The 12,175-nt window shown below is 46.1% G+C and carries 9 protein-coding genes, 5 tRNA genes and 3 pseudogenes; 8 read left to right on the top strand and 9 right to left on the bottom strand.

From position 1 onward, the window contains the following. Positions 1-16: 16 nt before the first annotated feature. Genes DMB88_RS06995 through DMB88_RS06985 form a run of 3 tightly spaced genes read left to right on the top strand, consistent with a single transcriptional unit; the run spans position 17 to position 2,358 of the window. On the top strand, positions 17-712 hold the full coding sequence (locus tag DMB88_RS06995) for an urease accessory protein UreF (protein ID WP_164848633.1): 696 nt from the start codon (positions 17-19) through the stop codon (positions 710-712). A 55-nt stretch (positions 713-767) separates the two neighbouring features. Next, complete coding sequence (ureG, locus tag DMB88_RS06990; protein WP_128100767.1) at positions 768-1,481, top strand: urease accessory protein UreG; 714 nt, start codon at positions 768-770, stop codon at positions 1,479-1,481. Then, entirely contained in the window at positions 1,381-2,358 is a 978-nt protein-coding gene (locus tag DMB88_RS06985) for an urease accessory protein UreD (RefSeq protein ID WP_164848632.1), read from the top strand. The genes ureG and DMB88_RS06985 overlap by 101 nt, the downstream gene beginning before the upstream one ends. A gap of 94 nt (positions 2,359-2,452) precedes the next feature. On the opposite strand, the gene DMB88_RS06980 is transcribed toward DMB88_RS06985, so the two are convergent. From DMB88_RS06980 to DMB88_RS06965, 4 genes are all read right to left on the bottom strand, one after another. Further along, positions 2,453-2,869, bottom strand: coding sequence for a helix-turn-helix domain-containing protein (locus tag DMB88_RS06980; RefSeq protein ID WP_128100765.1), 417 nt, complete (start codon positions 2,867-2,869; stop codon positions 2,453-2,455). Between the two features lie 187 nt (positions 2,870-3,056). Further along, positions 3,057-3,138 (bottom strand) — tRNA-OTHER (locus tag DMB88_RS06975). Positions 3,139-3,155: 17 nt separating this feature from the next. After that, positions 3,156-3,231: transfer RNA gene (locus DMB88_RS06970), tRNA-Lys, on the bottom strand. 91 nt (positions 3,232-3,322) lie between these two features. Continuing rightward, positions 3,323-3,394: transfer RNA gene (locus DMB88_RS06965), tRNA-Glu, on the bottom strand. 327 nt (positions 3,395-3,721) lie between these two features. On the opposite strand from DMB88_RS06965, the gene DMB88_RS06960 reads away from it, so the two are divergent. After that, on the top strand, positions 3,722-4,498 hold the full coding sequence (locus DMB88_RS06960; RefSeq protein ID WP_128100764.1) for a DeoR/GlpR family DNA-binding transcription regulator: 777 nt from the start codon (positions 3,722-3,724) through the stop codon (positions 4,496-4,498). Between the two features lie 4 nt (positions 4,499-4,502). Next, positions 4,503-5,399, top strand: a complete 897-nt coding sequence (locus tag DMB88_RS06955; RefSeq protein ID WP_128100763.1) for a Cof-type HAD-IIB family hydrolase — start codon at positions 4,503-4,505, stop codon at positions 5,397-5,399. Between the two features lie 192 nt (positions 5,400-5,591). On the opposite strand, the pseudogene DMB88_RS06950 reads toward DMB88_RS06955, so the two are convergent. After that, positions 5,592-6,139 (bottom strand): annotated as a pseudogene (locus tag DMB88_RS06950) (flavin reductase family protein). 284 nt (positions 6,140-6,423) lie between these two features. Between DMB88_RS06950 and DMB88_RS06945 the strand changes: the two are divergent. Further along, positions 6,424-7,121: pseudogene (locus tag DMB88_RS06945) on the top strand (ArsR/SmtB family transcription factor). A 240-nt stretch (positions 7,122-7,361) separates the two neighbouring features. Here the strand turns inward: DMB88_RS06945 and DMB88_RS06940 are convergent. From DMB88_RS06940 to DMB88_RS06930, 3 genes are all read right to left on the bottom strand, one after another. Continuing rightward, positions 7,362-7,449, bottom strand: a tRNA-OTHER gene (locus tag DMB88_RS06940). 5 nt (positions 7,450-7,454) lie between these two features. Further along, positions 7,455-7,530, bottom strand: a tRNA-Asn gene (locus DMB88_RS06935). Between the two features lie 84 nt (positions 7,531-7,614). Then, positions 7,615-8,076, bottom strand: coding sequence for a SprT family protein (locus tag DMB88_RS06930; protein WP_128100762.1), 462 nt, complete (start codon positions 8,074-8,076; stop codon positions 7,615-7,617). Positions 8,077-8,744: 668 nt separating this feature from the next. Between DMB88_RS06930 and DMB88_RS06925 the strand changes: the two genes are divergently transcribed. Further along, entirely contained in the window at positions 8,745-9,101 is a 357-nt protein-coding gene (locus tag DMB88_RS06925; protein WP_128100761.1) for a hydrolase/acyltransferase, read from the top strand. 225 nt (positions 9,102-9,326) lie between these two features. Further along, a complete protein-coding gene (gene cmpA, locus DMB88_RS06920) occupies positions 9,327-9,470 on the top strand; it encodes a cortex morphogenetic protein CmpA (protein ID WP_128100760.1) in 144 nt (47 codons plus the stop codon). 309 nt (positions 9,471-9,779) lie between these two features. Here cmpA and DMB88_RS06915 read toward each other — a convergent pair. Next, a pseudogene (locus DMB88_RS06915) lies at positions 9,780-11,992 on the bottom strand (Tex family protein). Positions 11,993-12,175 lie beyond the last annotated feature (183 nt).

Below are 12,175 nucleotides of genomic sequence, written 5' to 3'. Positions count from 1 at the left end.
AGGGGTGAGGTATCCCATGATGCACAGCGGCACGAAGCTACTTCGTTACGTGCAACTCTTGGACTCCGCTCTACCTATCGGTGGATTCTCACATTCATTCGGCTTGGAAGCCTACACTCATGATGGAACCGTGAGGACAACGGCCGAACTGGAAGCATTCATTCGCAGTCAGCTCCATGCCAGTCTTGTTCGCCTCGACGGACTTGCGATCAAGGGTGTCTACCAGGCAATAGACGAGGAGAACGCATCCCTTCTCGCCTTATATGACAAACAGGTTCATGCCCAGCGCACACCACGCGAACTCAGGGAAAGCGGGCATAAAATGGGTAAGCGACTACTGAAATTAGCACGTTCGCTCTATCCATGGATGGACTTTTCCCTTATGGACATCGCCATCCATGAGCATGGTGCCTTTTGCGGGATCACAACCGTTCACGGTTATATCAATCATCGGCTGGATATCGGATTGGACGAAGCCGTCATCGGACATCTCTACACTTCCGTCAACGCCTATGTGAACAGCGCACTGCGCCTTCTGCCCATCGGACAGACCGAAGCTCAGATGCTTATTCATAAGCTATTAGACGTCATTGAACAGGAATGGAATCAAGTCCGCGAAGACGATCCAGATGACATGCACAGCTTCGGGATCGCGCAAGAAATCTACGCAATCCGGCATGAAAGTTTACCCGCACGTCTGTTTATGTCCTGATTTAAAAACATTCAAAAACTTTCATTATTGTAAGAAAAACAAAGGAGGAATTGTTATGTGCGGAGGAGCAGATCATACACATCACCCAGAATGGGAACGCAAAACGTTTGACCGGAGTCGTCCGATGAGAATAGGAATCGGCGGCCCGGTAGGTTCAGGCAAGACCGCATTAGTAGAAAAGTTATCCAAGGCACTACGTACTCGTTACAGCCTCGCAGTAATTACGAACGATATTTACACCAAAGAGGACGCTGAAATTTTACTGCGCCAAAACGCACTTGCACCTGAACGTATCATCGGTGTTGAAACCGGCGGATGTCCTCATACCGCCATTCGTGAGGATGCTTCTATGAATTTCGAAGCTGTGGACGAGTTAATCGAACGTTTCCCTGATCTGCAACTCATCTTTATCGAAAGTGGCGGGGATAATCTATCAGCGGCATTCAGCCCGGAACTAGCCGATGTTTTCATTTACATTATCGACGTTGCTCAAGGGGAGAAACTCCCCCGCAAAGGAGGCCCTGGTATCACACGTTCCGATCTGCTACTCATCAACAAGACTGATCTCGCCCCCTATGTCGGCGCCAGCTTACAGGTCATGCAGGAAGATACCGAGCGAGTACGCGAAGGTCGCCCTTACGTCATGTCCAATCTGATGAGTGGCGAAGGTGTCTCCGAGATTGTTCATTGGCTTGAACATCAATACATGGATGACGATGGCGCTGCGCATCCACATACACATGGCCATGGTTCCACCCACACCCATTAATTCCAGAGCTTCAGCATCAGAGGGTACAATTGAATCGGACATTCATGTTGAAGGTGCCAAGATGCGTCGCAGCGAGCTACACGCCACATTCACCCTTCAAGACGGGCGTACCGTCATGACAGACAGATATTACAGCGCCCCTCTTCGATTCAGCCGTTCCTTTCGTACATCTGGTGACGGAGGCGGACTTTGTGTCTATACCTCCGATGTCTCGCCAGGTGTCCTGAACGGGGATCATTATCATTCCAACTGGCAGCTAGGTAAGGATACTCATGTGATGCTAAGCAGCACGTCAGCCACTCGTCTTCACCCAACACCATCTCTCCCCTCTTCCATCCATCATCACTTCAGGTTGGAGCAAGGAGCGGTGCTGGAGTATTTCCCCGAATGCGTTATCCCATTCAAAGGCAGCTCTTCTTCACTTCATTCCACCTTTGAACTAGGGGAACATTGCATACTAGCCTATGCGGATATTTGGTCAGCCGGCCGCATTCACCGAGGAGAATCTTTTCAATTCCATAATTACCGTAGCTTAACGGAAATATGGCAGGGGCAACAACTTGCCGTCTGGGATCGATTCGGATTAGAACCAAATTCCAACGATCCCAGACAATCTGCCGCCTTACTTCACTACACCCATACCGCAGCATTGTGGATGATCGCCCCCAATCTCGGTGCAACGCAATTAGAGCTCATACGTTCAGCCCTCCCTCCAGATGGACGTATGCTGGCTGGAGCAAGCCTACTTGCCACCGGTGGGATTGGCGTCCGTATCCTCGGCACCGCAGCCTGGGAGCTGCAAGAACAATGCTTGCACATCTGGAATACACTTCGCCCACAACTACTTGGCAGCGGAGCTTTAAAATTCCGCAAATGAATATAAAATCTGCAGTTTCTTACGAGAAACAACAAAAACTCTTGAGCACCCACTTAACAGCAGGGTATTCAAGAGTTTCTCATACTTACTCAAGCTATAATGATTCATCCTCTTCCGTCTTGCGTTCTTTCTCATAACGGAAATTCTGTGCGTTTCGACTCTCCTTCGATTTACGGTAACGAGTAAACTCAATATATTCACTAATAAAAGACTGCTCTTCAGTCGATAACTCACTTTCTTGGCAATTCAATTGCCGCAACACGTCAAAAAAATAATCCTCTCGTTTTTCTCGTACCATCGCTTCCTTCGACGGACGACCAATCATGAGCCAGTCCAGGCTCACATCAAAAAACGAAGCGATCTCAATCAGTTTATTCGTACTCGGCGTGGATTTCCCACGTTTCCAATCACCCAAATTACCTGTACTAATCTTCAGTTGTTGACAGAAAGCCTTCTTTGTCATTCCTCGTTCAGCAATCAGGTGTTCAATTCGCTCATATATTGACTGCATACAGGACCGCCTTCCAACGATAATAATCTTCTTATCCTAATGAATCACGGACAATGCAATATACATAATTATACCACAACCTCCATGAATCCTCAGCCACTAATCCGATGTTTACATCCGTATGCGGCTTTTATACAAAAATAGACCCCCATGGATAACCATGAGAGTCTATTTCGTAATACTGTGATGCGGTCGAGAGGACTCGAACCTCCACGGGCGTACGCCCACTACCCCTCAAGATAGCGTGTCTGCCATTCCACCACGACCGCATATTCAATTGTAAAAATGGTGAGCCATGAAGGGCTCGAACCTTCGACACCCTGATTAAAAGTCAGGTGCTCTACCAACTGAGCTAATGGCTCTTGCTGTAACTTCACCTGATGTGCCATGATCATCTCTTGCATAGAACAATGACTTGCGAGGTTTCCTTCATTAAGGAAGGTGGTGAAGATATGACCCGTAGGGGATTCGAACCCCTGTTACCTCCGTGAAAGGGAGGTGTCTTAACCCCTTGACCAACGGGCCTTAATAACAAGTTGTCTTTCTTGGCGACAAGAATGAGTATACCACGATTATCCGAAATAGTGCAACACTTTTTTTGAAAGAAATTTTCAGCACGTATTCTTCCTTATTTTTGCGCAGATGTTGTATCGAAAAGGGTTGACAACAAAGAATAACACAAGGAGGCCTTTCAGAGATTTGTCATTAGAATCTATTGTATATGTAAAAGATACGTCAAATTACTTATAAAAACTGACATTCACTTATAATATTGCAAATAACATTATAACTACTTATAATTAAACATATAGATATACAACACGGTCATCCCTGTACAAGGAGGCGGCACGTTTGTTCCAAGAAGAACGAATGCAGCTTATTATAGAACACTTACGTAAACACAATCGCATCTCTATCGAGGAGATCGGTTCACTCTTTGACGTATCCCGGGACACCGCTCGTAGAGATCTCATTAAGCTTGAAGAGCAGGACAGTATCATCCGGACGCGTGGCGGCGCGATTCTCCCCTCTCCTCCGCAAGAATTCAGATCCTACAAAGACCGTCTACTCTATGTCTCAGAGGAAAAAAGAGCCATTGGCAAACTTGCTGCAGCTATCGTTCGTCAAGGTGAGCATATCATCCTGGATGCTTCAACTACAGTGCAAGCCTGTGCCGAGAACCTCAACGGTAAATCCTGCACCGTTATAACTAACTCCATGCATTCAGCCGATCTTCTCTCCAATCATGCCTCTGTCGAAATTCGTTTACTTGGTGGCAAGGTCGATAAAGAGCAACGCTATGTTTATGGCGCTCCTGTGATCGAAACCCTCTCTCATTATTATGTAGACAAATCCTTTATTGGCATTGGTGGTCTTACCATGGATGGCTTCAGTGCCTCCGAAGAAGAAGGCAAGATTAAATACCGCATGATGCAAGCAGCCAAACAGGTTATTGTACTCGCCGATCATTCTAAGTTTAACAAACGTTATGGCTATCGCTTTGCGGATTGGTCACTGGTAGACATTTTAATTACGAATCAATGGCCATCGCCGGAATGGCGTACTTTTCTAACCGAACAACAAGTCGAGATTCTCATTCCTGAACCTACAGAAGATAAGGAGTTGTAAGTATATGAAATTATTTGCTACAGATTTAGACGGAACGTTATTGAACAGAGACAGCCAGATTAGCCCTGAGAACGCAGCCGCAATTCACCGTGCGCAGCAAGAAGGACTACGGGTAACGATCGCGACAGGCCGCGTGTATTCCGATGTTGTTAATATTTCTCTAGAAGGAGGAATCAAAACACCGGTTATCGGTTCAAATGGCGCAACGATCCATGATGAGAATGGACAACGTCTCTTCCATCTCCCATTGGAGCGTGAAACAGCCGCCTCTGTCATGCAGTGGCTAGAGGATCACGATTGCTATTATGAAGCCTCCACGCAACAGGGAATATATGCTCCAATCAACAGCCATAACGCGATGCTTGCCGAGATGGATCGCATTCTAGGTGCAAGCCCTAGCGAGGACGTTGCACGCCTCATCCGAGCTGTTAAGAAGCACTATGACAAAAAAGATTATCACCGCGTAAGCTCACATCAGGAAATTCCCGCAGAAGCACACATTTACAACATTATGGCCTTCTCCATGAATCCAGATCAATTACGTGAAGGTAGACAATACTTCGCAGCACGTTCGGATGTCGCGATGGTTGTATCGTCTGAACACAACTTCGAAATGCAGCATCCCGATGTATCCAAAGGTAATGCCTTGTCTAAGCTTGCAGCTCATCTGAACATTGCTATGGAAGATACCGTCTCGATCGGGGACAACTTCAATGACGTATCCATGTTGCAGATGGCCGGGCTAGGAATTGCAATGGGCAACGCAGAACCCGAAATTAAAGCATTAGCTAAAGCTATAACATTGACCAATGTAGAGCACGGCGTAGCTCATGCCATTTATTCGGTACTTGAAGGTAAACCAATTAACCCACCAGCAGGTGTTATTGAAGGTAATCTGTAATAGATAAACAGACAATTCTATGTATAACATTTATTGCTCCACAGGCAGTAGTTAGTTAGATCACTAACCCTGACGAAAGAATGCGATATGATTCTTATTGAAAACATAAGTTCAAGCACAGTCTCTTGATAAGAGTCTGTGCTTGTTTACTTTTGCTCAACATTTGAGGTTATGATGTTAACCCCTCCCCCCTTAAACCTTCTCCGCCCGGAAGTTCTCTCCACACTTCGTTCCCAGCCCGTAATAATGCCGGAAATTGTAGATGAGTGGTCGCCACGCCTCTGGGTTAATCTTGTTTGTGCCTGAGATGATCTTGGCATGAGCATGCACTTTCATCGCCTTCACTTCCACAATAGCCATATACGGTGTATGCTCCGGAATACGAATGTGCTGGACAGAAGCTTCAATCTGGATCGGGCATTCTGCAATTCTCTGCGGCATAACCTCGATAGAATTCTGGGGTGTAAGTTCTGAAATGCTAAATTTATCCTGGAAAAATGTATAACCCATCTGTTGCTTGGCCTCAGGTACTGGAGTTACACCTGTAAATTTCCCTATCACCTCAACCTGCTTCCACATCGAAGCATCCGGTAGATTAATGACACACTCCGGGTGTCGAATCAAGTTCTCATATGCCTTCCCTTGAATTCCAATACCAAGCACGAGACAATCCCTAATGCCCAAGAGGACGATAACGGTGATAAATTAGTCGAACCATTTTCATTAAGTGTGCTAAGCATCAGCACTGGGGTACCATAGTATAAAATACTTGGTTGAATCGTTTCCGTACCATGCGTATCTCCTGTATGTTGTGGATATGAGTCGTTGTTGGAGCTTCGTTCTTGTTCTCCATTTGGCTGTGGCTGTTCCTGCTTCGGTGCGTAGTTTCGCTCTATCTCTTGTTCCTTCTTCATTCGTTCTCCCTCTCCTGCTCTCATTCGTTTATTCAGCTCCTCCTTGCATAGTCCGGAGCATTCACCTCTGATCAATTGTAATACACCTATAGTTCAAGTATCATCGAAGTATGAGTACATATCCGAATATAACAATTATTGCATCATTGATTGCTGACCCAAGTCGTGCCATTTTCCTAGAAGCATTACTAGATGGACGAGCTTTACCCGCAGGGGAACTTGCTTATATCGCTAAAATCACTCCCCAGACTGCAAGTAATCATCTGAACAAATTAGTTGAGGGCGGATTGTTGGTCGTTGAGAAACAAGGCAGACATCGTTATTACCGTTTGGCGAATCAAGAGATCGCTTTTTGATCGAATCCATGGCCAACATTGCGCCTCCTGTACAAGTGCGTTCACTCAAACAATCGGATCAGCTGCGGCATCTGAGCTTTGCCAGAACTTGTTATGGTCATTTGGCCGGGAAGCTGGGAATCTCCTTGTGTGAAACTTTGCTGCGTGAGGAGTACCTTATTGAACCGGAGGATGAGGAAAACAAAGACTATACGATTACAGCAAAAGGATACTGCTGGTTGGCCTCGTTCGGAATCGAGCTTCAGGTCAAACCAGGATCACGCCGTGCGCTGGCTCGTAAATGTCTGGATTGGAGCGAACGGCGCCACCACCTTTCCGGCTTGCTCGGCGAGCAATTGAACCGCAGATTATCACAGTTAGACTGGACACGACAAATTACGGGGAGCCGCTCCGTTGAATTAACAGAGAAAGGTAAGAAAGGGCTATACGAAACACTCAACATTTCCCTATAGAGGTTGTTCTAAAAGGTAGAATCATTCAAAATCATGGTAAACGGAGCATATCAACACAACAAAAAATCCCCACCGGATGGAGCGTTATCGCTCAATCTGGTGGGGATTTACATGTTTTATTCAGAACGGAGAGAGAGGCATACTCTCACTTCATTCGAGACTGCGAAGTACCGCTAACGAAGCTTATGCTCCGACGAACCTTTAGGGTTCTCATCCCTTTGCAGAGAAGTTTAATCAATACGGAGAGAGAGGGATTCGAACCCTCGCACCGCTTACGCAGCCTAACCCTTAGCAGAGGGTCCCCTTATAGCCACTTGGGTATCTCTCCAAGAATGGCTCCCCGAACAGGGCTCGAACCTGTGACAACTCGATTAACAGTCGAGTGCTCTACCAACTGAGCTATCAGGGAATATTAATCTTGAATAGATTTAATTTATCATGATTAAAGGGCCAAGTCAACAAGACTAATTTCCATTCTAATAAAGGGCTTGTCTTACAAATCTACCATCTTCAATTTACCCGCACATCGCCCACAGCGGTAACGCTTGGGATCTACTTTACGTTTACGCAAATATTCGGTACCACAGCTCTTACACACCAGTTTATAGCGATAGGGCAGCGGCTTCCGACCTTTGCTACCGGGAAGAGACTGGCAGAAGCGAGAGCCGCCAACCTTTTGTAATAAGGCCTTGAATTCAGGATCACGATGCTGATAACCACGTCCACGAATATGCAGATGATAATGGCACAGCTCATGTTTAATAATCTTCTCGACTTCTTCTCGTCCATGCACTTCAAGCTGATGTGGATTGATCTCAATCCGATGACTCTTCAGCATATATCTTCCACCAGTGGTCGTTAGCCGCCGGTTAAACAACGCTTCATGGGTGAACGGAACCCCGAAATGATTCAAGGATACCTGTTCAATCCATTGTTGTAGTTCTTCATTCTCCAACGCTCTATCTCCTTTCACACCGATTGCACGATTGATTTTCCCGCATAATGCGTGTTCAAAAAGGGCGGTTTTCAGTACCAAGAAGATGGGATGAAGTTAGAAATGGAGTAGCGGAGCGTAGGCAAACCTACGTGAGCCACGGACATTTCGGCTGAATCCCATATTCGATGCTGAGATGCATCAAGGCATCCTTCGTAATCAAAAGCGGACTTTTTGAACAACCTCTTACAATTGAAGTTCAAAAAGTTCGATTTTCAGTGCCAAGAAGATGGGATAAAGCTAGAAATGGAGTAGCGGAGCGTAGGCAAACCTACGTGAGCAACGGACATTTCGGCTGAATCCCATATTCGACGCTGAGATGCCCTTAGGCATCCTTCGCAATCAAAAGCGGACTTTTTGAACAACCTCTTACAATTGAAGTTCAAAAAGTTCGATTTTCAGTGCCAAGAAGATGGGATGAAGTTAGAAATGGAGTAGCAAAGCGTAGGCAAACCTACGTGAGCAACGGACATTTCGGCTGAATCCCATATTCGACGCTGAGATGCCCTTTAGGCATCCTTCGCAATCAAAAGCGGACTTTTTGAACAACCTCTTATAATACTTGAATTCTAACCGTTTCCTGGGCTACACTGTCAAGTAGAATGTATGAGGGGAGATTAATACTAGTTATGCCTACAATGCGCTACGTCATCCTGCAACTGGAACAGCAATTACAATTTGTAGAAATGCCTGCCGACTATGCTTATCAGCTCAGCGCCCTTAATCTGCGCCTACACAAAGAGATCGATAAACTAACCGCATCCAACGTACCCGTTCTACCTCGAGCGATTGCCGAATGTGACCAACTGGATCTGCTGGATGAACAACTCTCAATTGTTGGAGGTCTAGACTACATCAATGCACTCGAACGTAGTTTCGCCGAATTACATGAGAGCCATTATCCGTTAATTTCCTTACTCACTGAGATTCGCGCACTTCAAGCTCAATTGGAACAATGGTATGAAGAAGAGATGGAAGCGCTATAATTCAACTGAATTTGTTTGTAAAAGTTAACACGGCTTAAACAAAACGCATTCCCATGTATGGGTGTGCGTTTTATTTGCTATGTACCTCTAGACCACAATGGCACGCTATCCATATTCGATTAACCCCTACCTGAATTTCCTATTGTCAATGGTTCATTTGCACAGGCCAGGCTGTTATCACATATGCTAACATACAGATGAATTATGCAAGAGGAGGAGATACCCTTGCCTCAATGGCTCTGCAACCAGCTCATGCGTGCATTCCACAAAAAAGACAGCCGCCAGATTAAGCTACTTAATGAATGTTGGTTCTTTTATCGCAACAAACCAAAAAGTGGTACAGTACGCAGCGCGGACAGCGAACTCTAAGAACGATGCTGTAACGCTCCACCCTTCTCCGTCCGATCAACTACTCTTCCTCTATATAACTTATCATTGATATTATCAGTGATCTATCATTCGAATGTTAATCAGTCCACAGGACAATCCAACCAGACCAAAAACAGCCTTCCCTAAGAGCAATGTCATTAAGATAAAATAAACTTAATGACATTGTCACTTGGGAAGGCTGTTCTATCATTTCCAAACGTACATTATCGATACTTGATCGTTTCATCTGTACTTATTCAACATGCACTTTGTACTACATACACTTGTCCCACATGCACTTTGAGGAAACTACTTAGCCGAAGCTGGTTTCTTCATCGTTAGACCTACACGGCCTTTTTTGGTATCTACATTCATAACCCATACCGTTACATTATCACCGACGGAAACGACATCCATCGGATGTTTAACATAGCCATTGCTGAGCTGTGAGATGTGGACAAGTCCATCACTCTTAATACCGATATCTACAAAGGCACCAAAATCAATAACATTACGAACCGTACCCTGTAGTTCCATACCTTCGTCGAGATCCTCAATCTTCAATACGTCTGTACGGAAGATTGGCAATGGCATCTCCTCACGTGGATCTCGGCCCGGACGCTGCAAGCTGTCCAAAATGTCGCGAAGTGTCGGCACGCCGACATCCAGTTTTACAGCCAACTGATCAGCCTTTTGCTCTGAGAGCAGTTCAGCCAGTTCTTTGCTGCCCAGCTTGTCCAATTCCACCTGAAGCTCTTTGAACAGCTGATCCACAACCTTGTAGGATTCTGGGTGAATTGGTGTACGATCCAGCGGGTTCTCCCCTTCACCAATCCGCATAAAGCCAACGCATTGCTCATAAGTTTTTGCTCCGAGACGAGGCACCTTCTGCAACTGACGACGGTTGGTGAAGCGGCCATTCTCTTCCCGGTATTTCACAATATTTTTCGCAATGGTTGCATTCACCCCAGCCACATAGGACAACAGTGAAGGAGATGCCGTGTTCACATCAACACCAACATGGTTAACGGCAGATTCTACAACCGCTTTGAGGCTCTCTTCGAGAACTTTCTGAGAAACGTCATGCTGGTATTGACCTACACCAATGGCTTTAGGATCAATTTTGACCAGTTCTGCCAGCGGATCTTGTACTCGACGAGCAATGGAAGCCGCACTACGCTCAGCAACGTCCAGATCTGGGAATTCATCTTGAGCCAGCTTGGATGCAGAATACACACTTGCGCCAGCCTCGTTAACGATCAGATATACAAGACTTTCATCGCCATTCTCCTGAATGATCTCGGCCACAAACTGCTCGGTTTCCCGAGATCCTGTACCATTCCCGATCACAATCAGACCGATATCATACTGTTTGATCATCCGGTGGAACACTTCTGCTGCTTCACGTTTCTTATTATGTGGCGGGGTTGGATAAGTTACAGCAACCTCCAGCAGCTTGCCCGTATCATCAACGACTGCCAGTTTACAACCTGTACGATAGGCAGGGTCGACACCAAGCACACGTTTACCATGAATCGGTGGCTGGAGCAACAAGTTCCGAAGATTAGCTGAGAATACGGAGATTGCCTGGGTCTCCCCTTTTTCCGTTAATTCTGCGCGAACTTCACGCTCAATGGAAGGTGCGATGAGACGTTTATAAGCATCTTCAATGACTGCACGCAAAATGTCCTGCACAGCAGAGGTGCCCTTAATAATCTGACCTTCCATGTGACGGTGAGCTGGATCTGCTGCCACGTCCAAACCGACTTTCAAAATATTTTCACGCTCACCACGGTTAATCGCCAAGATACGGTGTGGTGGCATTTTTTTCGCTAATTCACGATACTCATAATAATTTTCATACACGGACTCCTGCTCCGCATCCTTCGCTTCGGAAGTCAGCATCCCGTGATCTAATGTGTATCGGCGAATCCATGCACGAATAGCAGCATCATCCGCAATGTTCTCTGCCAGTATGTCCTTAGCTCCCTGTAACGCAGCCTCAGCGTCATCTACGCCAAGCTTAGCACTGATATAACGAGCCGCCTCTTCCAGTGCATCTCCCTGTTTAGGCTGACTCCAGATCCAGGTAGCGAGCGGCTCTAAACCCTTCTCTTTGGCTACGCTGGCGCGCGTTTTACGCTTTTGACGATACGGACGATACAGATCCTCGACCTCTTGCAGCTTCACAGCTTGAGTGATGGACTGCTTCAGTTCGTTGGTCAGCTTGCCTTGTTCGTCTATAATACGGATAACTTCCACTTTACGGTCTTCGAGGTTACGCAAGTATACGATGCGTTCTTCAATATTTCGTAGCTGGTTCTCATCCAGCTCTCCAGTCATTTCCTTACGGTAACGAGCGATAAACGGAATTGTGTTGCCTTCATCCAGAAGCTCGGACGTCGTCCGGATCTGCTTCAGGGTAGCGCCAGTTCCTTGGCTACCTGCTTAATGATTCGCTCGTGGCGTTCAGCCTTTATCGTTTCTTCATTAGGTTCCAGAACCGTTTCCTGTTCAGACAAATAAATCCCTCTTTCCTTCCTGAATCGATCATTAGAAGCACGTCCAGGGCAGCTTCGCTGCAATAATCACAGTATGGAATCTACACGCGTGCAGATTCTTCTTCCCTATATTATCACAAAATCCCGTTTAAATTTCCAGCATGAGGCGAGCTTACAAGTTTATCCACTCTCCAATCCCCCAGT

It is taken from the genome of Paenibacillus sp. DCT19, from assembly GCF_003268635.1.
GTDB lineage: Bacteria > Bacillota > Bacilli > Paenibacillales > Paenibacillaceae > Paenibacillus.
The sequence above is the reverse complement of the archived record's forward strand: the minus strand, read 5'-3'. Positions and strand labels throughout refer to the sequence as shown.